The sequence below is a fragment of the Rhodopseudomonas sp. BR0C11 genome (genome assembly GCF_010820945.1).
GTDB lineage: Bacteria > Pseudomonadota > Alphaproteobacteria > Rhizobiales > Xanthobacteraceae > Rhodopseudomonas > Rhodopseudomonas palustris_H.
Map to the genome: position 1 here is coordinate 1 of NZ_QTKI01000007.1, position 25275 is coordinate 25275.

Here is a 25275-nt window from a genome sequence, read left to right on the forward strand (position 1 = left end):
CCGCCAGGGCCGGCGGAAGGATCTTGGGCATGTCCTGCAGCTTCGCTGCGTCGATTCTTGGGATCTTGCGGATCAATTCGCAGATCGGCCCGATCGTATCGGCCGAGGCAATCAGGCTGACGCGGCGATTGATCTCCAGATAGGCGGCGGGCGCGCCGCGGGTCTGTTGCCACAGGCGGTGCGACAGGAAGCCGTCGCGGCCGAGAAACCCGATCGCAACACGGCGGCCGTCGCCTGTAAGGTCGGCGCTGCGCGTCGCCACGAATTCGTCGAATGCCGTCAATACCGGTCCGACCACCGTGGCGCCGAGATGATGTGCCACAGATTTCTCGGCACTGCGCGCCGCTACCATCCGCCGCAGCGTGCGTGCGCCGTGGTCGAGCCTCGCGGGCTGCCCTTTGAACATCAGCTGCTGCAGCGCATCTTCGCGCAGCAGCCGCGTTGCGAGCCGCGGCCCGGCTTGTGGATAGTGCCGTGATCGGATGCCGTGCCGCTTCGCGCCGCGGACGTCGGCGTGTTCATTGTCGCCGACATGGCATGCGGAGCTTGCGTCGATACCTTGTTGGCGCAGATAGGTCGCGAATAGGTCTTCTTCCTTGCCGCTACCATGGTCGCAAGACGCGTACAGAAAATCCCACGTCAGCCCCGGACTGCAGGCGCGCAGCAGCCGGCCCAGCCGCTCCGTATTCCAATAGGTGTCGGAGATAAACCCGACGCGATTCCCGGTGCGGCGCCGCGCGCGATATTGCTCGAGCATGTCCGGATTGATTCGGCACAGTTCGAGTTCGGCGCTGAATTCGGCTTCGATCAGGTGGTCGAGATCCTCGCGCTTCAGCCCGAATAGCCGGAAGGTAAAGCGCGCGTAGATCTGGTCGATGCTGATTTCTGTCGCCTGTCCGCGCGAACGCGCGGCCTCGCGGACGCGCGACTCGGCCAGGATACGATGCTGGACGAAATGTTCAGACATGTTCGGACACAGATCCGAAACACGCGACAGCTGATAAGTCCGCTCGAACACACCGGTCGGCGTGGTGCAGGCGCGGATCAGAAATGTATCGAAAACATCGAACGACCAGGCAAAACGATTCTCAGCGCGTGGTGTGTGATCGACAGAAACAAAAGACATAAGGCGAAACTCAATTGTTTGCCTTTGTTCAACGGACGCATGGTACAAATCAGGCGCGTCGATACAGAAAGTCGTCGTGCGATCAGTTGATTGCTTTCACCGAGAACTGACAGATTCGAACATGTGTGATCGTCGGATCGATGAGTTGGAAATTTCTGCGGGCGGAGATGCCGCCTTTGTCGACAGTTCTTCGGCGAATTGATCGCCCCAAGGTCGCTCAGCAGCGGCTTCGACTTTCTGCGCTCCGCTCTTCTACCATCAGCACTGCTGTCTCGATGCCGTTTTGGTCGCGCGCGCCCCGTTCCGGATTGCGCGGAGCGGCTGTTTGCGGCTCGTGGTCCCGACCAGGGCGGCAAATTTTGCCCGGCGGTGGGCAAATTATTCCATCTAAGTATCTGAAAAAATTGCAAAATCTAGCGCCTGATCGGGGGCGATGGCGCGTTCAACTCGATAAGCCCGCGTTGGCGGAGTTTTGCCGGGGCTGCGAGTTGGAGGATGCGAGATGAATGGCGCGCTCGATGTTTTGGCCCCCGCCGAAGTCATAGTCGCCGCGACTGTCCCGGCTGATAACGAAGCGTCGGACATGCAGCCGGTCGAGATCGTGCTCGATAGTCCGCCGGTCAGTGCCGAGATGGTGTTCGACGAGGATGCCGATCTGCTCGACCGGCTTGCGACCGACGACGAAGCCGCCTTCAGGATGCTGGTCGAGCGGCACATCGACCGCGCCTATTCGATCGCGCTCCGGATTCTCGGCAACGCGGCCGATGCCGAGGACGTGGTGCAGGACACCATGCTGAAGGTATGGACGCATCGCGGGCGCTGGCAGCACGGCCGCGCCAAGTTCTCGACCTGGCTGTATCGCGTCGTCAGCAATCGCTGCATCGACCTGCGCCGCAAGCCGCGGACCGAAAACGTCGAAGCGGTCCCCGAAGTGGCGGATACTCAGCCGGATGCGGTTCGCGTGATCGAGCGCAACGAGCTCAGCAATCTGCTCGAAGCCGCGATGCAGCGGCTGCCCGAGCAGCAGCGGATCGCCGTGATTCTCTCGTACCACGAGAACATGAGTAACGCCGAGATCGCCGAGGTGATGGACACCACCATCGCCGCGGTGGAGTCGCTGCTCAAGCGCGGGCGTCAGCATTTGCGCGCGCGGCTCAGCGGCGACGAGTCCGAGCTGCGGGCGGCGTTTACCGATTTTTGACCATAACTTTCGCTGCGTCCGCGCTGGTCGCCTGATCGCGGCCGGTCCCTCCGTTTGAGCAATCAGACGGGGACGATCCCGCGTCGTCAGGTGTCATCGCCGCGATGCGGCGGGTTATGCCGTTCAGCACAGGAGCCTTGATATGCCCGCGATCTCGACCAACACGGCGGCCAACTCCGCGGTCCGCTACCTCAACATCAACTCCGCCCAGGAGACCAGCTCGCTGTCGAAACTGGCGAGCGGCTCGCGCATCACCTCGGCGTCCGACGACGCTGCCGGCCTTGCGATCTCGACGCGGATCTCGTCCGACGTCACCACGCTGCAGCAGGCGGCGACCAACGCCTCGCAGGCGGTGGCGATCCTGCAGACCGCCGACGGCGGTGCGTCGAACATCAGCGACATCCTCGCCCGGATGAAGTCGCTGGCTTCGGAATCGGCCTCAGGCACCACCACCGACTCTAGCCGTGCTTACATCAATTCGGAATTCTCTCAGCTCTCGAGCCAGATCGATTCGATCGCGAGCGGCACCCGCTATTCGAGCCAGAGCCTGCTCGACGGCACTAGCGTGTTCGCCTCCGGCGTCGCCGTGCTGGTCGGCACGCAGAGCAGCGATTCGATCACCATTACGCTGTCGAACCTGAAGGCTTCGACGCTGGGTGTGTCGACGCTGGACGTTAGCAGCCTGTCCGGCGCCACCACGGCGCTGAGCGCGCTCGATACCGCGATCAACACCGTATCGTCGGCCCGCGCCAGCATCGGCGCGCAGGAGTCGCGGTTCAATTTCAGCGCCGATTCGATCTCGACCCAGACGCAAAATCTGCAGTCGGCGAATTCCGCCATCAAGGACGTCGATATCGCGGCCGAGCAGGCGAAACTGTCGTCCGCCGAAGTGAAGACTCAGGCGGCAGTGTCGGCCGAAGCCGCGGCGAACCAGATGCCGCAATATCTACTGAAGCTGCTCGGCTGATGACGTCTGATCCGGGCCGGCACCGGCCGGCCCGGCCTCCTCCTGTGATCGGACTTTGGTCATGACCTCGGTCAGCAGCACGACGTCGAGCACCGCCACGACCAGCAGCACGAGTTCGTTGACGTCGTCATCTGGCGCCTCGGTGACGACCTCGGGCAGCTCGACCACCACCAGCGTCGATTGGGATTCGCTGATCGCATCGGCGGTGAACGCCAAGCTTGCCGCGGCCACTTCGATCTCGACCAAGATCACCGCCAACGAGGCGAAGATCTCGGCCTATCAGACGCTGCAGACCGATCTCAGCAAGCTGTCGTCGGGATTGTCCTCGCTGGCGACTGCGGTGGTCAATTCGCTAGCCACCAACGTGTTCGCCACGCGTGCCGCAACGCTGTCGTCGACCGGCGATGTCAGCGCCTCCTCGGCGCTGTCGATGAGCGTCAGTAACGGTGCCGCTACCGGCGACCATACGCTGACGATCAGCCAGATCGCCACCGCCCACAAGGTGATGGGCACGACGCAGTCCAGTCAAACCGACGATCTCGGCTATTCGGGCGTGTTTTCGCTCGGGCTCGCGGGCGGATCCACCGCAGACATCACCGTCACCAGCACGATGTCGCTGCAGGATATCGTCGATGCGGTCAACGCGCAGACCTCGACAACAAACGTCGAGGCCTCGATCGTCCAGGTGTCCTCCGGTGCCTACGAAATGGTGCTGACCGGCACCAAGGATGCGGCCGATATCACCTATTCCAGCAGTTCCGGGACCGACATTCTGAATTCGTTCGGCTTCACCGACAGCTCCGGTGCGTTTGCGAACGTGCTGCAAACCGCTCAGGCGGCGAAGTTCTCGCTCGACGGCATCTCGATGACGCGAGACACCAACGACATTACCGACGTGCTCGCAGGGGTCACTTTCAATTTGCTGCAGGCGACGCCGACCGGCTCGGCCATCAACATCAGCATCGGCACCGACACCAGCCAGATCCAATCGGCGCTGACCACCTTCGTCACCAATTACAATACCTATCGGGACGAGGTGATCGCGCAGCAGGCGACCAACTCCGACGGCACGGCATCGGACAGCGCCGTGCTATTCGGCGACGGGACCATGCGCGATATCACGACCCGGCTGGAAGCCGCCCTGAACACGACGGTGGGCGGGCTGTCGATGAGCGACCTCGGCCTGTCGTTCAACGATCAGAACGAGCTTGAACTCGATACGAGCACACTGTCGACGATCCTCTCGACCAATCTCAGCGGCGTCACCAAGCTGCTATCGGCGCAGACCACCACATCGTCCAGCCAGCTCAGCGTCGTCAACACCGGAACGTCGCCCCAGTCGTTCACGCTGGATCTGACCGTTGATTCCAGCGGAATGCTGAGCAGCGCTTCGGTCGGTGGCGACAGTTCGCTGTTCACGATCAGCGGCAACACGATCATCGGCGCGTCCGGCAGCATCTACGCCGGCATGGCATTCACCTATACCGGCACCACCTCGCAGTCGATCACCGTCACGTCGACATCGGGCATTGCCACGCAAATGTACCAGATCGCCAAGACGGCCTCGGCCAGCACTGGCTCGCTGCAGACGCTGATCACCAATCTGCAGAGCCGCGACAGCGAGCTCCAGCAGCGGGTGGACGACATCACGGCCGCGGCCGCCACGTTCAAGGCGCAGCTGCAGACCCAATACGCCAAATACCAGGCGGCGATCGCGAGCGCCGACAACACGATGACCTATCTCAAGGCCCTGCTTAACGCCAGTTCGAGTAATTGATGACCCAGAATGCAATGGCGCACCGCGCCAATCAGGCCTATCGCGGCACCGCCGTAACCGTTCCTCCGCTGAAGGCCGTGGTGATGTTGCACGGCGGCGCCATGACGCTGCTGCATCAGGCGATCGAGGCGCAGGAGGCGCGCCGATTTGAGCATGGCCACGATTGCCTGGTGCGGGCGACCGCAATTCTCCGCGGCCTGAGCCATCATCTGGATTGCAGCCGTGGAGGCGCCGTCGCCGAGCGGCTGTACGGGACGTACAATGCGCTGGTGCTGGCGGCGCTGCGGTCCTATGGCAGGCCGCATGCCGCCGCCAACCTGCGGCGGATCATCGCGAGCATCGCCGAGTTGCGTGAGGCTTGGGAGTATGTCGCGGTGACGACGCGGCGTTGATGGCGATGATCCCCGTAATCGCCTCCACCGAAAACGGATTTCCGGCGGCACGTAATTGCTTTAAGAGGGAGGTGGTAGCCCTCGGCGAGCACAGCATGGACGTTGCGGAACTCGAAGACCTGATCGATCGGCTGGGGGAAGATCCATCCCGCTGGCCCGATGATCGGCGTCTCGCCGCTGAGAGGTTGCTGCAGGAGTCCGCCGCCGCGCGCGCTCTGCTGGCCCAGGCGCGTGCCGTCCGAGAGGCACTGTCCGCGCCGCCGGTTCGGGCCCCGGCGGGACTCGCCGACCGGATCGTTGCGGCCGCGATGCGCGCCGAAACGGCCAAGACAACCGCCAAGACCGAGCCTGCCGACGATCGCGCTCCTTCCGAGCCCGCGACTCCCCACGGCTAAGGACGCTCTGCTGGTGCGCCAAATGATTCTGGCGCGACCATTCCAATGAGCCTCCGGATCAGTCAGCGCTGCGATGAATCCGGCGCTCCAATTCATCCATCGTCTTTAAATTGATCCAGATGCTGCGCCGCTTCGTCAGCGGCGCGTATCGTCATCTGCCGCCTGGTACGCATTCTGAGCGTGCCGGCGTTGTTCCGTCACGTCCTGCTACAGGCAAATTCTGCCGAGCAATCAAATCGTTCTGCCGCCGCGAACGCGCGCCTGATTTGACCGCCTCGCCCGTTTGATCAGCAGACCACCTCGCGATCACCACCACGACGATCACCACACGACCCGAGTCCTCCGCCGCATCCGGCGAAGACAGGATGGCTGCGCCATGACCACGATTTCCAGCGCCGTATCAACGGCCGCCACCACGACCAGCACGACGAGTTCGACCAGTTCGGCGTCTTCGTCGCTGAGCTCGAGCGATTTTCTCAGCCTGCTGGTCAGCGAACTGCAGAACCAAGATCCGCTGAACGCGACCAGCACGACCGATTTCATCAATCAGCTCACCTCCTATGCCAATTTCAGCCAGCAGCAGGAGATCAACTCCAGCATGACGTCGCTGGCGAATTCGTTCTCCAGCCTGGTGACGCTGAATTCCGTCAACTACATCGGCCACACCGTCGAGGCGAAGACGGATACGGCGACGCTGACGGGCGGCTCGGCGACCTTCGGCTACACGCTGTCGTCAGCGGCCTCCGATGTGTCGATCAGCATCAAGGACTCATCCGGCAACACGGTGTGGAGCGGCACCGGCTCCGGCAATGCCGGCTCCAACAGCTTTACTTGGGACGGCAAGAATTCGAGCGGTACCCAGCTCGCCGATGGCGGCCAATACACCATCTCGGTCACCGCGACCGATTCCGCCGGCAACTCCGTCTACAAATATTCCACCGTCAGCGGCACCGTGACCGGCATCGACACCTCGTCGAGCACGCCGGCCCTGCTCGTCAACGGCGTGTCGGTCAGCGCCAGCAACATCATCGGCGTTTCGTCCTGAGTGCGGCCGGAGTAGTATCATGAGTCTCACTGGCGCACTTTCCTCGGCGATATCTGCGCTCAACGCGCAAAGCCAATCGCTATCGATGATCTCCGACAACATCGCCAACTCCGACACCACCGGTTACAAAACCACCTCGGCGATGTTCAGCCAGCTGGTGACGGCGTCGAGCAGCGCGACGTCCTACGCATCCGGCGGCGTCACCGTGGCGGGGCGCGCCAACATCAGCCAGCAGGGTCTTCTGGCTGCGACCAGCAACGCGACCGATGTTGCCATCCAGGGCTCCGGCTTTTTCGTCGTGTCGGACCAGACCTCGGGCGGCACAACGTCTTATACCCGAAACGGCGCGTTCTCGATCGACAACGCCGGCTATCTGGTCAATAGCGGCTACTACCTAGAAGGCTGGCGCACCGATGCCGACGGCAAGATCGTCGGCGAGGCATCGTCGGCGACGCTGTCGCCGATCAACACCAACGTGGCCGCGACCAGCGGCAGCGCCACCACCAAGACCACCTTCGCGGCCAATCTGCCGGCGGATGCGGAGACGGGCGCGACTTATTCGAGCTCGATGACGGTGTACGACTCGCTCGGCACCGCCAACTCGATCCAGGTGACTTGGACCAAGACGGCGTCGAATGCCTGGGCGGCAAGCTTCGCCAATCCGACGCTGTCGTCGAGCACCAGCACCACCACCGGTACCACCTCCGGGTCGGTGTCGCTCACGTTCAACAGCGATGGCTCGCTCGCGTCCACCAGCCCCAGTCCGCCGACGATCTCGGTGTCCGGCTGGACCAACGGTGCCGCAGACAGCACGATCTCGCTCGATCTGGGAACGGTCGGTAAGACCAACGGCCTCACCCAATATGCATCGGGTGAAGCGACGCCGACCATCAACGTCACCAGCATTTCCTCCGACGGTCTGCCTTACGGCAAACTGAGCAGCATCGCAGTCGGCGATGACGGCACGGTCAATGCAACCTATTCGAACGGACAGACCATCGCGATCTACAAGATCGCAGTCGCGACCTTCAAGGATCCCGACGGCCTCTCGGTGAACAGCTACGGCATCTACTCGGCGACCGCGGCGTCTGGCGATGCATCGGTGCAGACCTCCGGCAGCAACGGGGCCGGCAAAATCTACGGTAGCGAACTGGAATCCAGCACCACCGAAACCTCGAGCCAGTTCGCCAGCATGATCTCGGCCCAGCAAGCCTATTCGGCGGCGTCGCAGGTGATCACGACGGTGAACAAGATGTTCGACACCCTGATCTCGGCGATGAGGTAGCCGCCATGGTCACTGCCGTCAGCGATGAGACGCATCTCGAACTGCTGCTCAGCCGGCTGGCACGGCTCAAGCTGCTGTCGCAGGCAGTGGACCGCGGCGATCGCGGCCAACTGGTCGCGCTGCTGGACGAAATCGAGAAGATCAAGCGCGAACTCGTCCGAGGCCGCGAGCGGGTCGGCAGCGAGATGGCCCGCGCGACGACGCGAACCACGGCGATCACGGCCTACGCGCGCGGGGCAGGCGCACCCGTGCGGCGTCACTGAATTCGAACAACGGGAATGATGAAGATGGCACAGATTGGCACCCCCACGGTTTCGCCGGTGAGCGACGAGCGCGCGCTGGCGATGATCGCGCTGATCGATGATCTGATCCTGGTGATCGACGACGAGAATGTCGAACTCGCCAAGGGCTTGCCCGCGTCGCGGCTGAAGCAGGTCGACGAGAAGGCACGGCTCGCCGAGCTGTTCGAGCGCTGGGTGGGTGAATGCACTGGCGGCAATGGCGCGATCCAGGTGCAGAACCGCCAGCTGCGCGACAGGCTGCTCGACCGGATTCTTCAGCTCCGTGGCGCGATGGATGAAAACCTGATGCGGCTGCGCGCTGCGATCGAAGCCAGTAATCGCCGGATCGAGGCGGTGATGCAGGCGATCCGCGAGCAACTGGCCGGCAATGCGCCGTATGGGGCCGCCGGGACGCGCACCGCCCGGGCAGTGTCGTGCGGGACCAGCCTTCGCGCCTGATCCAAGCCTAGGGAGGCTCCCGTGTCGCTCAATATCGCCCGCAGCATCGCGTTCAGCGGCCTCGCGGCGACGCAGGTCCAGATCTCAGTGACCTCGGCGAACATCTCGAATGCCGACACGACGGGCTACACCAAGAAGACCGCCGGTCAGGCCAGCAGCGTCACCGGCGGGGTCGGCACCGGCGTCACCCTCACCGGCATCACCAGCTCGGTCGACAAGCTGCTGCTGAAATCGCTGATCGCGGCGAATTCGGATCTGGGCGCGGCCGACACCACCAACAGCTACCTGACCTCGCTGCAGCAGCTCTACGGTTCTTCCACCAGCGCGGCCAGCACCTCGACCGGAACCTCGCTCGCCAATACGCTGGCATCGCTGGAATCGGCGTTGTCGTCGCTCGCGAGTACGCCGACCAGCTCGGCGCTACAGTCCAATGTGGTCGATGCGCTCGACAGCGTGGCGTCGCAATTGCGCGAGGCCTCCAGCGGCATCCAGAAACTGCGGTCCGACGCCGACCAGGATATCGCTTCGGCAGTCGGCTCGGTGAACGACGATGTGCAGAAGATCGCCGATCTGAATGCGGCGATTAAACAGGCGGCCGCGGCGGGCCAGTCGACGGCGGATCTCGAAGACAAGCGCAACACCGCGCTGCAGGATCTGTCGTCTCAGATGAATGTCAGCTATTACACGGCGTCGAACGGCGATCTGCAGGTCTATACGGCAACCGGTCAGGCGCTGGTCGACAGCACGGCGCATCCCTTGAGCTACACCACGACGGCGAGCGTCCGCGCTGCGACCAGCTACAGTAGCGGCGGCTTCAGCGGCATCATGCTCAATGGCGTCGATGTCACGTCGCAGATCACGTCGGGCAAAATCGGTGCGCTGGTGACGCTGCGCGACCAGACGCTGCCGGCCGCCCAATCGCAACTCGACGAACTGGCGCAGAAGCTCGCGACGAGCCTCAATGCGGTGTCCAACGGCCAGACCACGCTGCCGCCGCCTGCGAGCCTGACTGGTACTGCCACAGTGAGCAGTTCTGACGCGCTGTCGGCGACGGGCTCGGTGCGTCTCGCGATCACCGATTCCAGTGGCAAGTTGATCTCCTACAGCGATCTCGATTTGTCGTCCTATTCGAGTGTGGGTGATCTGGTGAGCGCCATTAACGGCGTTTCCGGGCTGTCGGCCTCAATCGACTCCAGCGGGCACCTGAAGATCGCCACGACTGCGTCCAACACAGGCGTTTCGATTGCGGGGCTCACCAGTTCGGTCGGCAGCGCCGGTGAAAGCTTCTCCGACTATTTCGGCCTCAACGATCTCGTCACCGCCACCGGGGCGTCGGACATCGCGGTCCGCAGCGATATCCTGTCCGGCAAAACGTCGCTGTCGCTGGCGACGCTGTCGTCGTCCGCAACGCTCACCACCGGAAGTTCGGTGCTGTCGTCCGATGGCGCCAGCGCTGCCAATGCGCTGTACGACGCGCTGACCGGTTCGACCAGCTTCAAAGCAGTGGGTGGGCTGGCGGCCGTCACCGGTTCGTTTGCCGATTTCGCCTCCACCATCGTTTCCAGCGTCGCGGGGAAAGCGTCGCAGGCGTCCTCGACCTACAGCGCCAAGGAGGCTGCGCAATCGACCTACGCCAATTCACTGTCGTCGCAGTCCGGCGTCAATCTCGACGAAGAGTCCGCTCGGCTCAGCGAATTGCAGAATAAATACACTGCCGCCTCACAACTGATCCAGGCGATCAATGCGATGTTCACCGCGCTGGTCAGCGCCGTGAGCTCGACCTGACGCAGGAGCCGGCACATGACGGTGATGCGGGTCGCGACCTTCGCGCAGTCCGGACAGATGATCGCAGACGCGCTGCGGGTGCAATCGCGGATGGCGGAGCTGCAGATCCAGGAAGCCTCGGGCGTGAAGTCCGAGAGTTTCGCCGGCTACGGCGCCGACGCCCAGCACGTCGTCAATCTGCAGGTCGGGGTCACCCGCGCGCAATCCTACATCGATGCGGCGACGCTGGCCGGCGGCAAGGTCCAGGTGATGTATTCGGCGGCCGGCTCGATCGCCGACATCGTGACCCAGCTCCGCTCGCAGCTCAGTGCGGCGTCGACTGGAAGCACCACCGAAGCGACCTCGGCGATCAGCTCGGCGCAGCAGATGCTGCAGCAGGTGGGATCGCTGCTGAATACGCAGTACGACGGCCAGTACGTGTTTGCCGGCAGTAAGACATCGACGCCGCCGGTCGATCTCAGCAGCTTTGCCTCGAGCGCCGGCAGCACCACCACTGCCGACACCAGCTATTACGTCGGCGACGACGCGACCACGTCCGTCCGCGTCAGCGCCGACCAATCGGTGGCCTACGGTGTCAACGCCGACAACTCCGCGTTCGAGCAGGTGATGCGCGTGCTGCGCTATGTGGCCAACAGTTCGTCGTTGTCCTCCAGCCAGATCGCGACGGCGCTCGATCTGGCGAGCTCCGCGCTCGACGCGACTGCCTCGGTGCAGGAAAGACTCGGAAACGCGGCGTCCGCGATCGAGAACGCCAGTGCGCGACAGAGCGATTACAAGAGCTTCGCCTCGACGCTGGCGAGTGACCTGACCAGCGTTGACGTCGCTGCGGTCACCGCCGAACTGTCGACCTACCAGTCGCAACTCACCGCGTCATATTCGGCGATCGGCAAGATCTTCAGTCTGAATCTCGCCAGCTATCTGAAATGACGAGGCGGCGCCGCACCGCCTAGCGGTGGGTGAACTGTGGTGCGCGCTTCTCCAGGAAGGCCCGAATGCCCTCGCGGGCGTCGGCACTGGCGAAGCGGGCGTGCAGCTCGCGACGCTCGAAAAGGATGCCTTCGGCGAGCGTGCTCTCGAATGCGCGGTTGAGGCTTTCCTTCAGCGCCATCAGGGCTGGGGCGGAGAACGCCGCGATCGTGGTGGCCAGCGCCACGGTCTCGTCGCGCAGTCTGTCGTCATCGACCACGCGCGATACCAGGCCGTAGCGATCGGCCTCTTCGGCGTTGAGTGGTCGCGCCGACAGGCACATGTCCATGGCCTTTGCCTTGCCGATCGCGCGCGGCAGCCGTTGCGTGCCGCCGGCGCCGGGCAGCAGGCCGAGCTTGATTTCCGGCAGCGCGAATTTGGCACTGCGGCCGGCGATCACGATGTCGCAGGCAAGCGCCAACTCGCAGCCGCCGCCATAGGCGAGGCCGGCCACCGCGGCCAGCACCGGCTTTCGCACTTGGCGGATCGTCTCCCAATTGCGGGTGATGAAATTCGAGCCATAGACGTCGCTATAGCTCCACGTGGCCATCGAGGCGATGTCGGCGCCTGCCGCGAACGCGCGGGCATTTCCGGCGATCACGATCGCGCCGATGCCGTCGTCGGCGTCGAACGCCAGCAGCGCGGCGCCAAGCGCATCCATTAGCGCATCGTTCAGAGCGTTGAGGACCTCCGGCCGGTTCAGCGTGATGATGCCGACCCGGCCTTGGGTTTCGCTAAGGATGGGATTGGACGACAAGGTCGTGCTCCGTGATCGGTGTGCGGTTTAAAGATCGTCCTGCTGCAGCATCTCGCGCAGCCGGAATTTCTGGATCTTGCCGGATGGCGTTGCCGGCATCGCGTCGCGAACTACGAGGCGCTCGGGGATGTATTGCAGCGCCAGCTTTTGCGCCTTGAGGAACTCGACCATCGCGGCGAAGTCGATGCTCGCGCCGGTCTTCGGCACCACCACGGCGCAGGCGCGTTCGCCGAGCCGGTCGTCCGGATAGGCGACGATCGCGACCTGGGCGACGGCGGGGTGCTTGTAGAGCAGGGCCTCGATCTCGACGACCGGGATGTTCTCGCCGCCGCGGATGATCACATCCTTGCTGCGGCCGCTGATCCGGATGTAGCCGTCGGCAGTCATGTAAGCGAGGTCGCCGGTATCGAACCAGCCATCGGCATCGGTGCCGTTCCAATGCGGCCGCTTCAGATAGCCGCCGAAATTCGAGCACGACCGCACCACCAGCCGGCCGATCTGGTTCGGCGGCAGCGCCTTGCCCTCGCCGTCGATCACTTTGACCTCGACGCCGGGCAGCGGGCAGCCATCGGTGGTCGAGGCGAGCTTGTCATCGTCGTCGAGCTTGATCAGCGTCACCGCGCCGTTTTCGGTCATGCCCCAAGCCGAGACGATCTTGGCGCCGAGACCCGCCTGAGCCTGTTCGACCAGCGGCCCGGGAATTGGCGCGCCGGCGCAGAGGAAAGTCTTCAGGCTGGGCACCGGCTCGCCGCTCTCCTTCACCACGCGCGTCAGATCGGTGAGGAACGGCGTCGACGCCATGGTGAAGGTGACGCGCTCGGCGCGGATCAGCTCGGCGGCCTTGGCCGGATCCCAGATGTCCTGCAGTACCGCGCTGGCGCGCAGCATGATCGGCATCATCAGCCCGTACATGAAGCCGGTCTGGTGTGCCATTGGCGACGCCATCAGGATCACGTCGGACTCGCCAAGCGCGAGCCGCTGCGCGTAGGGCACGATATTGGCCATCAGCGTGTTGGCGCTGTGCATCACGCCTTTCGGCTCGCCGGTGGTGCCGGAGGTGTAAATCAGTTGCGTGATGTCGTCCGGGGAGGGCCGGCTGCGGCTCAGGATCGTGGCGGCGTCCGGCTGCTTTTCCCACTCCGGCGTCGTCAGCAACGTGTCGAAATCGTCTACGCCGCCACCATCGACCACCACGATCCTACGCAGCGCCGGCAGGTCGGGCTGCAGGCTGCGCGCCATGGCTTCATGATCGAAGCCACGGAAGCTCTTCGGCACCACCAGCACCTTGGCTTCGCCGTGCTTCAGCATGAACGACAGTTCGCGCTCGCGGAAGATCGGCATCAGCGGGTTGAGCACCGCGCCGATCCGCGAGCAGGCGAGATACAGAGCGGTGAACTGCCACCAGTTCGGCAGTTGCATCGCGACGACGTCGCCGCGGCCGACACCGAGCCGGCTGAGCCCGACCGCGACGCGATCGGCCAGCGTCGCGAGCTCGCGGTAGCTGAAGCGGCGCACCGCGCCGCCGTCGAGCCGGACCGCGGTCAGTGCGATCTTGTCGGGGCAATGCGCCACGCAGGCGTCGAGATCGTCGTTGATGGTGCGGTCGTGCCACAGGCCGGCGGCGATGCTCGCGGCGCGGCGTGGCGGCAGCAGAACGGCGTCGAACTCCATGTTTCCCCCGGAATAGTTATTAGTTATGGATGCAGAATGTCTCGGCAGCGCCTCCGCTCAGGCCGGCACTGCGGCGCGGCCGGCTCGGTGGCGCGCGATGATCGTCTTCATGATCTGCGCGGTGCCGTCGCCGATCTGGAAGCCGAGCACGTCGCGCAGCCGCTGCTCCATCGGGCCGCGGTCATAGCCGCCGTGGCCGTGCATCAGCAGACATTGATGGATCACGTCGTAGGCGAGTTTCGGCGCCCACCATTTGCACATTGCGGCCTCGGCACTGTGCGGGGCGCCGTGGTCCTTCAGCCACAGCGCCTGCAGGCAGAGCAGTCGCGCGGCCTCGACCTGGGTGTCGAGATCGGCGAGTGGATGCGACACGCCCTGAAACGCCGACAGCGGTTTGCCGAATGCCTGCCGCTCGGCGACATGCGCCCAGGTCTCCTCGAGCGCGACGCGGGCGACGGCGAGCACTTGCAGGCCGATCAGTGCGCGCGAGAAGTCGAAGCCCTGCATCACCTGAACGAAGCCTTTGTTCTCGTCGCCAAGCCGATGCGCGGCCGGGACGCGCACGTTCTCGAAGAACAGCGAACCACGGCCGATCGCGCGCTGGCCGTGGCAGTCGAACCGGCTGCGGGTGATGCCGGGTAGGTCCATCGGGATCAGCAGCGCGGTGACGCCGTGAGCGCCGGACTCGATCGAGCCGGTGCGGCCGAACACCACCGCGACGTCGGCCTGCTCGGCCGCGGAAATCGAGGTCTTCTCGCCATTGACGATGTAGTCGTCGCCGTCGCGCTCGATCCGCAGCCGCAGGTTCGCCGCATCCGAGCCGCCGCGCGGTTCGGTCAGCGCGATCGCGAACAGCGCGTCGCCGGCGATCAGCTTCGTCAGCCACGGCTGCACGATCTCGCGCTGGCCGTGCTGCGACAGGATCTGACCGTTCAGCGAGGCCAGCAGATTGACGTAGGACATGCTGAGGTCGGCGCGCGCGATCTCCTCGTGGATCACGCCGGCCGCGAGGCTGCCCATGCCGAGCCCGCCGCAAGCTTCCGGCAGCTCTGGCGCGATGAAGCCCATCTCGCCCATCGCCTTCATCAAGCCGCGGTCGAGCACCCGCGTGCGGTCGCGCTCCTGAAATCCCGGTGCGATCCGGTCAGCCGCGAACCGCCGGGCCTGCGCGGCCAGCGCCACGAGGTCTTCGTTCAAATATGGATTCATGCCTCGCCCTCCTTGAGAATTCGAGCGCCGGCGTTGCCGGCGCCGTTCGTCGGCGGGAGAGCGGTTATTTGATGTACTTGCGGAATTCGGGCTTACGCTTCTCCTGCAGCGCCTTGACGCCTTCACGCGATTCCTCTGTGTCGTAATAGAGCTTCAGCGCGTACATCCCCATGCCGGCGATGCCAGCTTGATGCGCGGTGTCCATGTTGAAGCTGCGCTTGGCGATGGCGAGCGCGGTCGGTGACCGCTCGCACAGTTCCTCGCCCCACTTCTGCACTTCGGCGTCGAGTTCCTCGTGCGGCACGCAGAGATTGGCGAGCCCCATCGCCTCGGCTTCCTTGCCCGAGTAACGCCGGCACATGTACCAGATCTCGCGGGCCTTCTTCTCGCCGACGACGCGGGCCAGGAACGCGGTGCCGTAGCCGGGATCGACCGAGCCCATCTTCGGGCCGACCTGGCCGAAGATCGCTTTCTCCGAACAGATCGTCAGGTCGCAGATCGTCGCCAGCACATTGCCGCCGCCGATCGCATAGCCCTGGACGCGGGCGATCACCGGCTTCGGCACGTCGCGGATCGCAGTGTGCAGCTCTTCCATCGGCAGCCCGACGGTGCCGCGGCCATCGTAATTGCCGTCGTGGGTCGACTGATCGCCGCCGGTGCAGAAGGCACGGTCGCCGGCGCCGGCGAGCACGATCGCTCCGACGTCCTTGTCGTAGCCGGCTTTGTACAGCGCCTTAATCAGCTCGTCGCAGGTGGTGCCGCGGAACGCATTCATCTTGTCCGGACGGTTGATGATGATCCACGCCACGCCGTTGCGGATTTCATAGATCAGGTCTTCGAACTGCATCGGAATCCTCCCGTTATTGTTGATTGGGCTCAGCCGTTCATCGTCAGGCCGCCGGAGACGCTCAGCACCTGGCCGGTGATGAAGCCGGCGTCGTCGCTGCCGAAGAACGCGATCGCGCCGGCGAGATCATCCGGTTTGCCGAGCCGGCCGAGCGGGATCGCCTTGGTGAAGGCTTCGATCAGCTTCTCCGGATTGGCAGCGCCGGAGGTCACGCCGGCGAGCAGCGCGGTGTCGGTCGGCCCCGGGCAGACGACGTTGACGGTGATGCCGTGGCGGGCGTGTTCGCGTGCCAAGGTCTTGGAGAATGCGACGAGGCCGCCTTTGCAGGCGGCGTACACCGCTTCGCCCGACGAGCCGACGCGCGCTGCGTCAGAGGCGACGTTGACGATGCGGCCGTAGTGCCGCTCGACCATGCCGGGCAGCACCGCGTGATGCATGTGCAGCGCGCCGGTGAGGTTGATGGCGATCAGTCGCTCCCATTCGCCGGGTTCGCTCTTGGTGAACGGCTTGAAGATGTCCCAACCGGCGTTGTTGACCAGAATGTCCACCGGCCCAAGTTTGTCCGTCGTCGTCGCGATCGCGGTGTCGACACTTTTGCGGTCGGCGATGTCGCAGCGGATCGCTTCGGCCGCGCCGCCCGCGGCGCGGATATCACCGGCAATTCTCTCGGCGGCGTCGAGATTGAGGTCGAGCACCGCGACCTTGGCGCCGTCCTGCGCAAACCGGCGACACGTCGCCCCGCCGATGCCGCCGCCACCACCCGTGATCACTGCCGTTTTGTTCTGCAGCCGCGCCATCCTCGCTCGCTCCTCTTTGATTCTGATCTCTTTTTCCCCAGGAAGCCCGCGGTCGAAGCTGGCAACTAGGACAATATATTGCTATATTTAGTCAGCGTTGCGAAGATGCGTCAAGATGGTCGATGATGGCAAATAAGCGCACGAGTGCCGATAATGCTGCAGAAGCGAAGATGGAATTGGCCAACCGGCTGTTCTTCCGTCTCTACCAATGCGCCAATATGTTGCACAAAACCGGCACGCGGGCGGTCGAAGCCGAGGGGTTGACGACGCAGCAATGGGCGGTGCTCGGAGCGCTGTCGCGACCCGCTGTGGCGAACGGCATGAGCATCGGCGATCTGGCCCGCTATCTGATGGTCAGCCGGCAGAACCTCACTGGTCTGATCGGCCGAATGGAGCGCGATGGTCATGTCGCGGTGGTGCCGGACGAGCGCGATCGCCGCTCACGGCTGGTGACGATGACCAAGTCCGGGCGTCACGTCTGGGAGGTGCTCGCGCAGCCGAAGATCCGTGCCTATTACGGCGAAGTGCTTGGCGACTTTTCGATCAATGACGTGACCCACACGCTGCACTACCTGCTCAAGATCCTCGACAACATGAAACGTCTCGACGATGGCGCTGCGGGCGAAGCTGTCGCCGCGGATCTGGAATGACTTTGGTCAAGGCGCGCGGGCCTCATCCAACGTTTATCGGGCGCAAGCGATAACAAGACGAGGGGGCGGAGGCGATGAAGACGGCATTCATGACCGGTCACGGCGGCAACGAGGTGATCGAGGTCGGGGATCGCCCGACGCCGCAGCGCCGCCCGGGTGAAGTGCTGGTGCGGATGCGCGCCGCGACCGTCAACCGCGTCGATCTCTACATGCGCGACAGTGGTGCCGGCATCACCCACAGCCTGCCGCAGATCATGGGGGTGGATGGGGCCGGCGTGATCGAGGAGGCGGACACGCCGGAACTGATTGGGCGGCGGGTGACGCTGTATCCGGGGATCGTCTGCGGTTCTTGCGAATTCTGCCGCCGCGGCGAGCCGGTGCTATGCGCCAAGATGAGCCTGCTAGGCGAGCATCGCGACGGCACCATGGCCGAGTATGTCTGCGTGCCGGCGGGAAATGCCCTGCCGATCCCTGACCGCCTTGATTTCGCCCAGGCCGCTGCGCTCGGCGTGAACTATCTCACGGCGTGGCGGATGCTGTTCACCAAGGCGAAGCTGCAACCGGGGGAGACCGTGCTGGTGTTCGGGGTTGGTGGCGGCGTGTCGCTCGCGGCGATGCAGATTGCTGCGGCCGCCGGCGCCCGTGTGCTGGCGACCTCACGCAGCGCCGACAAGCTGGCGCGGGCCCGCGCGCTCGGCGCCGATGCAGTGATTGATGCGCCGGCCGACAAGATTCCCGCCGCGGTGATGGACTTGACCGGCGGCCGCGGCGCCGACGTGGTGATCGAGAATATCGGCGGCGCGATGTGGAGCGCGGCGCTGAAATCGCTGGTGCGCGGCGGGCGGGTCGCGACCTGCGGTGCCACGATCGGCGATCAGCCGCCGGCCGATTTGCGCCGGGTGTTCATCCGCCAACTTCAGATCTTCGGCTCGACCCTCGGCAACCCGAGTGAGCTTTCCGATCTGATCGCCTGGTGCGATGCCGGAAAGCTGACACCGCCGATCGATCTGCACTATCCGCTCGGCGATATCCGCGCCGCATTCGATCATCTCGAATCCGGCAGCCAGTTCGGCAAGATCGCGATCGACATCTGAGCCCCGTGGCGGCGGCGTGCCGTCCGGCCGGTCTCGGCTTTCCCATCGCCAAATTTGATCCGCATCAAATTAATTTTCGCATTCCAATACTAGATTACATTTAAATCGCCGGGCCGGAAAATGGCCGGCAGCGCGACCCCGGCAGAGCCGCCGGGCAGGGAGGACGACCGGCATGCTCGACAGGCCGCATCACACCACGGCGGACATCATCGCCCGTTGCGAGGCGCTGTTCTCCGACCTCAGCTTCACCGCCGCCCGCGAATGGAAGGCCGCAGAGCCCGGCCGCATCGTGGTCGGCTTTCTGCCCTACTACGCTCCCCGCGAACTGGTGCACGCCGCCGGCGGATTGCCGCTCGGGATCTTCGGTGGCGGCGACCAGCTCGAAGTCATCCACGGCGACGCCTACTATCAGAGCTACATCTGCCGAATTCCGCGTTCGACCATCGAGCTGGGTGTCTCCGGCCGGCTCGATTTCGTCGACGGCATGATGTTTCCATCGATCTGCGACGTGATCCGCAATCTTTCGGGGATGTGGAAGCTGATGTTCCCGTCCAAGGGCGCGCGCTACATCGACCTGCCGCACAATTTCGACGACGATCTCGGCGGCGATTTCTATGTCAGCGAGTTGCGCGAAACCTGCGAATGGCTGTCGAGCCTCACCGGCAAGCCGATCACCTCCGATGCGATCCGCGCCTCGATCGCCGTGTTCAACGACAACCGCCGGCTGATCCGTGCACTGTATCAACTGCGCGCCGACGAGCCCTGGAACGTGCCGTCGGCGGAACTCTATCTGTTGCTCCGCGCCGGCATGGTGATCCCGGTCGAGGAGCACAACCAGATGCTCACCGATTACCTGGCGGCAGTGCGGCTGCAGCAGCGGCCGATCAAGGACAATTCGCGCGTGGTGATCTGCGGCATGTTCTGCGAGCAGCCGCCACTGAACCTGATCAAGTCGATCGAGCTGTCCGGTTGCTACATCGTCGACGACGACTTCATTCTGGTGACGCGCTGGGAGAATTCCGACGTCGCGCTCGACGGCGATCCGCTGCGGAGCCTCGCCCAGGCCTATCTGCACGACTCCAAATCGACACCGCCGAAATACGAGCCGGACGAGGCCAAGAAGGGTCTGTATCTGGTCGACAGCGTGCGGAAGAACCGCGCCGAAGGCGTGATCTTCGCCATGACGTCGTTCTGCGATCCCGGCCTGCTCGAGCGGCCGATGCTGCAAGCGGTGCTGAAGAGCCACGGCATTCCGCAGATCGCGTTCAAATACGCCGAAAACTCCGGCCAGATGCAGCCGATCCGCGAGCAGGCCGGCACCTTCGCCGATTCGATCAAATTGTGGAGCGGAGCATGACCGTCATCGTCGGACCGAAGACCAAGCCGCCGGAAGCCATCAAGGATGCGTCGATGGCGCGGCAGAAGCAGATGGTCAACGCCCACTACGATCGTCTCGCAAGCGCCAGGGAGCGCGGCGAGAAGGTGGCCGCGACCTTCGTGCCGGGCAATCTCAACGAGCTGCTGATGTGCTTCGACATGGTCAACAACCTGCCGGAGGTCAACGCGATCCAAAACGGGCTGAGGCGGCAAAGCGGCGGCTACGTGATGGAGGCGGAAAAGCTCGGCCATTCCGAGGACGTCTGCACCTACGTCAAATCCGACATCGGCATGATGGCCAAGGGCAATATCGGCCCGAACGGCAAGCCGCTGCCAGACCCGGACGTGCTGCTGCTGTCCTACACCGGCTGCTTCACCTTCATGAAATGGTTCGAGCTGCTGCGCCGGCAGTACAAATGCGAGACCATCATGTTCCAGACGCCGTATCTGGCCGACGGCCGGATCACCAAGGACATGATCAGCTACATGGTCAAGCAACTCCGGCAAGACGTGATTCCGAAGCTGGAGCGGATCTCAGGTGTCAAATTCGACATCGACCGGTTGCGCGAATATTTGCGCAAGTCAGCCAAGGCCGAGGACGATCACGTCTGGGTGCTGCAATCGGCCAAGCACAAGCCGTCGCCGATCGACGCCTATTTCGGCGGAATCTATTACATCGGGCCGATCTTCGGCGCCTTCCGCGGCACCGACGACGCGATCGAATACTACAAGTTCCTGCGCGCCGAGGTCGAGGAGCGGATAGCGCTGGGCAAGGGGCCGGTGACGCCCGATGGCGACATGGGGCAGGAGCGCTACCGCCTAGTGGTGGAAGGGCCCCCGAACTACACCAATTTCCGCCAGTTCTGGAAGATGTTCTACGACGAGGGCGCCGTGGTGGTGGCCTCGAGCTACACCAAGGTCGGCGGCACCTATGATTACGGCTTCCGCCACGATCCGGATCGGCCGCTGGAGTCGCTCGCTGAATACTGCCTCAATGTCTACACCAACCGCAACCTGCCGATGCGGGTGGACATGCTGGAGAACTATATCAACGAATACCAGGCGGACGGCCTTCTGATCAATTCGATCAAGAGCTGCAATTCGTTCTCTGCCGGCCAGCTCCTGATGATGCGCGAGGTCGAGAAGCGCACCGGCAAGCCGGCGGCGTTCATCGAGACCGATCTGGTCGACCCGCGCTATTTCTCGGCCGCCAACGTCAAGAACCGGCTGGAGAGCTATTTCCAGATGATCGAACAGAAGCGCGCGGGCTTCCGCGGCGCCGCCTGAGGAGCGCAACGATGCGGACTTTCGTTGGAATCGATCTCGGCTCCACCACCACCAAGGCGGTGCTGATGGACGACAACAAGGAGGTGATCGGGCGCGGCATCACCAATTCTCGCTCGAACTACGCCACCGCGGCGCGCGTTGCCTCCGAAGAAGCCCGGATCGACGCCCGCTTCACGTTGTTCCGCCGGGCTCTGCATGTCGGCGAGGCCGGCCACGAGCACAGCGCCGAGTTTCTGGCGGCGCTGGAGCGTAACTTCCGGCTGATTCAGTTTCTCGAACAGCTCGACGATCTGGAGGAGACGTGTCATCGCCAGCTCGAGGCGGATCGCTTCAAGTCGATTGCCGGCCCGCTGCAGGAGGCGCTGCACGTCATCTTCGCCCGGCTGCGGCAGGAGGCGGCCTCGCTCTATGCCCCCGGTGCCAAGCGAAAGTCGGATTTCTTCCGCGACATCGCCGGCTCGCGGTTTCATGTCCACGCCGAAGCGGTGGCCCGCGAGATGGGCATCGCCCTCGACATGGTGCTGAACGCCTACGACAAGTCGATCATCGAGGTCGAGAATCGGCCGCCGGGAGGCGACCTCAGCGACAAGTTTCGCCGTGCCGTGGCGCGGATGCTGGCTGCGGATTCGCACGCGGCTGATGGCGAAGGCGATTTCGCCGCCATGATCGAGTCGGCGCTCGGGATCGAGCTGGAGGAGACCTATCTGGTCGGCACCGGCTACGGCCGGGTGACGCTGCCGTTCTCCAAGGAGCATATTCGCTCCGAGATCCTGTGCCACGGCCTCGGCGCGCACATGATGTATCCCGGCACGCGCACCGTGCTCGACATCGGCGGGCAGGACACCAAGGGCATTCAGATCGACGGTCACGGTATCGTCGAGAATTTCCAGATGAACGATCGCTGCGCTGCCGGCTGCGGCCGCTATCTCGGCTACATCGCCGACGAAATGAACATGGGGCTGCACGAGCTCGGGCCGCTGGCGATGCAGTCTAATCGCCCGGCGCGGATCAACTCGACCTGCACGGTGTTCGCCGGCGCCGAACTGCGCGATCGGCTGTCACTGGGGGAAAAGCGCGAGGACATTCTCGCCGGCCTGCACCGCGCCATCATCCTGCGGGCAATCTCGATCATCTCGCGCTCGGGCGGCGTCACCGATCAGTTCACCTTCACCGGCGGCGTCGCCAAGAACGAGGCGGCGGTGCGCGAGCTGCGCAAGCTGATCCAGGAGAACTACGGCGAGGTGACGATCAACATCAATCCAGATTCGATCTACACCGGCGCGCTCGGCGCCTCCGAATTCGCCCGCCGCGCCGTCGCGGCGTGAGTGGTGGGCGCTTGGATGATCGAACGTTCGGCCGGACTTGCGAGGAGGAAACGATGACCATCACGTCGGGGATCGATGTCGGGACCGGGGCCATCAAGGTGGTGGCGTTCGCGGTCGAGGGCGACCAGGAGCGTTGCCTCGGTAAGCGGGTCGAGCGGGTGCGGCAGCGCGATCCCTTGAAGCTCGCCGGCGACATCTACGATGATCTGCTGAAAGAGACGGGTCTGGCGCGTGCCGACGTCGCCTATTGTGCCACCACCGGCGAGGGCGAGGCGCTGACCTTCCACACCGGGCACTTCTACTCGATGACGACGCATGCCCGCGGCGCGATCTATCTCAATCCGGGCAGCCGCGCGGTGCTGGACACCGGCGCGCTGCACGGCCGGGCGATCCGCATGGACGAGCGCGGTAAGGTGCTGGCCTACAAGATGACCAGTCAATGCGCCTCTGGCTCCGGACAGTTCCTGGAGAACATCGCCCGCTATCTCGGCATCGCGCAGGACGAGATCGGTTCGCTGTCGCAGCGTGCCGACAATCCGGAGAAAGTCTCCGGCATCTGCGCCGTGCTGGCCGAGACCGACGTCATCAACATGGTGTCGCGCGGCATCTCGTCGCCGAACATTCTGCGCGGCATCCATGAATCGATGGCCGACCGGCTGGCCAAGCTGCTCAAGACCCTCGGTAGCCTCGATGGCACGGTGCAGATGACCGGCGGTCTGGCGCTCGACGCCGGGCTGGTCGAGGCGATGAAAGACGCCGTGGTCAAGGCCAAGGTCGACGTCGCGATCGAGAGCCATCCGGACGCAATTTACGCCGGCGCGATCGGCGCAGCGCTGTGGGGAGCCTTCCGTCACAAGAGGCTTGCCGACATGGCCCGCGCCGCCTGATAATTGCGATCAGCCTGAAGCCGGGTGGATGCCGATATCGACATTCACAACCGGCGAGCGGAAAGCGGCGTCAAGATCGCTTCCGGACAACCATAAAGGCGATCAGGAGGAAACCATGAATGCCGCAGCGGTCACGCCGCCACCCGAGAAATTCAATTTCGCCGAACATCTGCTGCAGACCAACCGCGTACGGCCGGACAAGACGGCATTCGTCGACGACGTCTCGTCGCTGAGCTTTGCGCAGCTCGAAGCCCAGGCGCGTCAGCTCGCAGCTGCCTTGCGCACGATCGGCGTGAAACGAGAAGAGCGCGTGCTGCTGCTGATGCTCGACGGCACCGATTGGCCGGTGTCGTTTCTCGGCGCAATTTACGCAGGCATCGTCCCGGTCGCGGTCAACACGCTGCTCACCGCCGATGACTACGCCTACATGCTGGAGCATTCGCGCGCCCAGGCGGTGCTGGTCAGCGGTGCGCTGCATCCGGTGCTCAAGGCGGCGCTGACCAAGAGCGATCACGAGGTGCAGCAGGTCATCGTCGCGCGTCCCGCGGCGCCGCTGGAGCCGGGCGAGGTCGATTTCGTCGCGTTCGTCGGCGCACAGGCGCCGCTGGAAAAGCCCGCCGCCACCCAGGCGGATGATCCAGCGTTCTGGCTGTATTCGTCGGGCTCGACCGGGCGGCCGAAAGGCGTGGTGCACACCCACGCCAATCCGTACTGGACCTCAGAGCTGTACGGCCGCCACACGCTGCATCTGCGCGAAGACGACGTTTGTTTCTCGGCGGCGAAGCTGTTTTTCGCCTATGGCCTCGGCAACGCGCTGACGTTTCCGATGACGGTCGGCGCGACTACGCTGCTGATGGGCGAGCGACCGACCCCGGACGCGGTGTTCAAGCGCTGGCTGGGCGGTGTCGGCGGAGTGAAGCCGACCGTGTTCTACGGCGCGCCCACCGGTTACGCCGGCATGCTGGCCGCGCCAAACCTGCCGTCGCGCGACCAGGTGGCGTTGCGGCTCGCGTCATCGGCGGGCGAAGCGCTGCCGGCGGAGATCGGGCAACGGTTCCAGCGCCATTTCGGCATCGACATCGTCGACGGCATCGGCTCGACCGAGATGTTGCATATCTTCCTGTCGAACCTGCCGGACCGGGTGCGCTACGGCACCACCGGATGGCCGGTGCCCGGCTATCAGATCGAGCTGCGCGGCGACGGCGGCGGCCCGGTCGCCGACGGTGAGCCGGGCGATCTCTACATTCACGGCCCGTCGTCGGCGACGATGTACTGGGGCAACCGGGCCAAGAGCCGCGACACCTTTCAGGGCGGCTGGACCAAGAGCGGCGACAAATACGTCCGCAACGATGACGGCTCCTACACCTATGCGGGCCGCACCGACGACATGCTGAAGGTCAGCGGCATCTATGTGAGCCCGTTCGAGATCGAAGCAACGCTGGTGCAGCATCCCGGCGTGCTCGAAGCCGCCGTGGTCGGCGTCGCCGACGAACATGGCCTGACCAAGCCGAAGGCCTATGTGGTGGCGCGGCCGGGTCAGACGCTGTCGGAGACCGAGCTGAAGACTTTCATCAAGGATCGACTGGCGCCGTACAAATATCCGCGCAGCACGGTGTTCGTCGCCGAATTGCCGAAGACGGCGACCGGCAAGATCCAGCGCTTCAAGCTGCGCGAGGGCGTGTTGGGCTGAACGGG

The 25275-nt window shown here is 64.2% G+C and carries 24 protein-coding genes and 2 pseudogenes; 19 read left to right on the top strand and 7 right to left on the bottom strand.

Annotation, left to right across the window (positions count from 1 at the left end; translation table 11 throughout):
- A pseudogene (locus tag DYI24_RS01700) lies at positions 1-1126 on the bottom strand (hypothetical protein); the annotation flags it as partial.
- 502 nt (positions 1127-1628) lie between these two features.
- Here DYI24_RS01700 and DYI24_RS01705 point away from each other — a divergent pair.
- Both DYI24_RS01705 and DYI24_RS01710 read left to right on the top strand, forming a co-directional pair.
- The gene (locus DYI24_RS01705; RefSeq protein ID WP_164571020.1) at positions 1629-2327 is read left to right on the top strand and encodes an RNA polymerase sigma factor; all 699 of its coding nucleotides are present in this window, start codon (positions 1629-1631) and stop codon (positions 2325-2327) included.
- A gap of 142 nt (positions 2328-2469) precedes the next feature.
- On the top strand, positions 2470-3294 hold the full coding sequence (locus tag DYI24_RS01710; protein WP_011156207.1) for a flagellin: 825 nt from the start codon (positions 2470-2472) through the stop codon (positions 3292-3294).
- On the opposite strand, the gene DYI24_RS28210 is transcribed toward DYI24_RS01710, so the two are convergent.
- On the bottom strand, positions 3274-3540 hold the full coding sequence (locus DYI24_RS28210; protein WP_246701124.1) for a hypothetical protein: 267 nt from the start codon (positions 3538-3540) through the stop codon (positions 3274-3276). The genes DYI24_RS01710 and DYI24_RS28210 overlap by 21 nt on opposite strands.
- Here DYI24_RS28210 and fliD point away from each other — a divergent pair.
- From fliD to DYI24_RS01755, 10 genes and pseudogenes are all read left to right on the top strand, one after another.
- The gene (gene fliD / locus DYI24_RS01715; protein ID WP_349627726.1) at positions 3500-5071 is read left to right on the top strand and encodes a flagellar filament capping protein FliD; all 1572 of its coding nucleotides are present in this window, start codon (positions 3500-3502) and stop codon (positions 5069-5071) included. The two genes, DYI24_RS28210 and fliD, sit on opposite strands and share 41 nt — an antisense overlap.
- The gene (locus DYI24_RS01720; RefSeq protein ID WP_164571022.1) at positions 5071-5463 is read left to right on the top strand and encodes a flagellar export chaperone FliS; all 393 of its coding nucleotides are present in this window, start codon (positions 5071-5073) and stop codon (positions 5461-5463) included. The genes fliD and DYI24_RS01720 overlap by 1 nt, the downstream gene beginning before the upstream one ends.
- A gap of 95 nt (positions 5464-5558) precedes the next feature.
- Complete coding sequence (locus DYI24_RS01725) at positions 5559-5858, top strand: hypothetical protein (protein WP_107346408.1); 300 nt, start codon at positions 5559-5561, stop codon at positions 5856-5858.
- Between the two features lie 376 nt (positions 5859-6234).
- Positions 6235-6903, top strand: coding sequence for a flagellar hook assembly protein FlgD (locus tag DYI24_RS01730; protein WP_107354133.1), 669 nt, complete (start codon positions 6235-6237; stop codon positions 6901-6903).
- Positions 6904-6922: 19 nt separating this feature from the next.
- Entirely contained in the window at positions 6923-8188 is a 1266-nt protein-coding gene (gene flgE / locus DYI24_RS01735; protein ID WP_164571023.1) for a flagellar hook protein FlgE, read from the top strand.
- 5 nt (positions 8189-8193) lie between these two features.
- On the top strand, positions 8194-8451 hold the full coding sequence (locus DYI24_RS01740) for a hypothetical protein (RefSeq protein ID WP_164571024.1): 258 nt from the start codon (positions 8194-8196) through the stop codon (positions 8449-8451).
- 24 nt (positions 8452-8475) lie between these two features.
- Complete coding sequence (locus DYI24_RS01745; RefSeq protein ID WP_164571025.1) at positions 8476-8928, top strand: flagellar protein FlgN; 453 nt, start codon at positions 8476-8478, stop codon at positions 8926-8928.
- 21 nt (positions 8929-8949) lie between these two features.
- Positions 8950-9939: pseudogene (gene flgK / locus DYI24_RS28725) on the top strand (flagellar hook-associated protein FlgK); the annotation flags it as partial.
- Between the two features lie 492 nt (positions 9940-10431).
- Complete coding sequence (locus DYI24_RS28730) at positions 10432-10713, top strand: flagellar basal body rod C-terminal domain-containing protein (RefSeq protein ID WP_502706323.1); 282 nt, start codon at positions 10432-10434, stop codon at positions 10711-10713.
- Positions 10714-10728: 15 nt separating this feature from the next.
- Positions 10729-11640: a flagellin gene (locus DYI24_RS01755; RefSeq protein WP_164571027.1), complete on the top strand. Its 912-nt coding sequence runs from the start codon at positions 10729-10731 to the stop codon at positions 11638-11640.
- 19 nt (positions 11641-11659) lie between these two features.
- On the opposite strand, the gene DYI24_RS01760 is transcribed toward DYI24_RS01755, so the two are convergent.
- The 5 genes from DYI24_RS01760 to badH form a co-directional block, all read right to left on the bottom strand.
- Entirely contained in the window at positions 11660-12436 is a 777-nt protein-coding gene (locus tag DYI24_RS01760) for an enoyl-CoA hydratase-related protein (protein WP_164571028.1), read from the bottom strand.
- Positions 12437-12463: 27 nt separating this feature from the next.
- Complete coding sequence (aliA, locus tag DYI24_RS01765) at positions 12464-14107, bottom strand: cyclohexanecarboxylate-CoA ligase (protein WP_164571029.1); 1644 nt, start codon at positions 14105-14107, stop codon at positions 12464-12466.
- A gap of 57 nt (positions 14108-14164) precedes the next feature.
- The gene (gene aliB, locus DYI24_RS01770) at positions 14165-15316 is read right to left on the bottom strand and encodes a cyclohexanecarboxyl-CoA dehydrogenase (RefSeq protein WP_164571030.1); all 1152 of its coding nucleotides are present in this window, start codon (positions 15314-15316) and stop codon (positions 14165-14167) included.
- 64 nt (positions 15317-15380) lie between these two features.
- Complete coding sequence (badI, locus tag DYI24_RS01775; protein WP_107354141.1) at positions 15381-16163, bottom strand: 2-ketocyclohexanecarboxyl-CoA hydrolase; 783 nt, start codon at positions 16161-16163, stop codon at positions 15381-15383.
- 29 nt (positions 16164-16192) lie between these two features.
- Positions 16193-16960 carry a 2-hydroxycyclohexanecarboxyl-CoA dehydrogenase gene (badH, locus tag DYI24_RS01780; RefSeq protein WP_164571031.1) on the bottom strand — a complete coding sequence of 256 codons (768 nt, stop codon included), beginning with the start codon at positions 16958-16960 and terminating at the stop codon, positions 16193-16195.
- A gap of 122 nt (positions 16961-17082) precedes the next feature.
- Here badH and DYI24_RS01785 point away from each other — a divergent pair, with 122 nt between their 5' ends.
- The 7 genes from DYI24_RS01785 to DYI24_RS01815 all read left to right on the top strand — a co-directional run bounded on the left by DYI24_RS01785 (position 17083) and on the right by DYI24_RS01815 (position 25270).
- Complete coding sequence (locus DYI24_RS01785; RefSeq protein ID WP_164571032.1) at positions 17083-17610, top strand: MarR family transcriptional regulator; 528 nt, start codon at positions 17083-17085, stop codon at positions 17608-17610.
- 74 nt (positions 17611-17684) lie between these two features.
- The gene (locus DYI24_RS01790) at positions 17685-18704 is read left to right on the top strand and encodes a zinc-binding dehydrogenase (RefSeq protein WP_164571033.1); all 1020 of its coding nucleotides are present in this window, start codon (positions 17685-17687) and stop codon (positions 18702-18704) included.
- A 172-nt stretch (positions 18705-18876) separates the two neighbouring features.
- A complete protein-coding gene (bcrC, locus tag DYI24_RS01795) occupies positions 18877-20061 on the top strand; it encodes a benzoyl-CoA reductase subunit C (RefSeq protein ID WP_164571034.1) in 1185 nt (394 codons plus the stop codon).
- The gene (bcrB, locus tag DYI24_RS01800) at positions 20058-21368 is read left to right on the top strand and encodes a benzoyl-CoA reductase subunit B (RefSeq protein WP_164571035.1); all 1311 of its coding nucleotides are present in this window, start codon (positions 20058-20060) and stop codon (positions 21366-21368) included. Before bcrC ends, bcrB begins: the two co-directional genes overlap by 4 nt.
- Before the next feature lie 11 nt (positions 21369-21379).
- Positions 21380-22693 (top strand): benzoyl-CoA reductase subunit A, encoded by a 1314-nt coding sequence (bcrA, locus tag DYI24_RS01805; RefSeq protein WP_107342851.1) that lies wholly within the window; start codon positions 21380-21382, stop codon positions 22691-22693.
- Between the two features lie 53 nt (positions 22694-22746).
- Positions 22747-23580 carry a benzoyl-CoA reductase subunit D gene (gene bcrD, locus DYI24_RS01810; RefSeq protein WP_107346410.1) on the top strand — a complete coding sequence of 278 codons (834 nt, stop codon included), beginning with the start codon at positions 22747-22749 and terminating at the stop codon, positions 23578-23580.
- 115 nt (positions 23581-23695) lie between these two features.
- A complete protein-coding gene (locus tag DYI24_RS01815; protein ID WP_164571036.1) occupies positions 23696-25270 on the top strand; it encodes a benzoate-CoA ligase family protein in 1575 nt (524 codons plus the stop codon).
- The last annotated feature ends 5 nt before the right edge of the window (positions 25271-25275 follow it).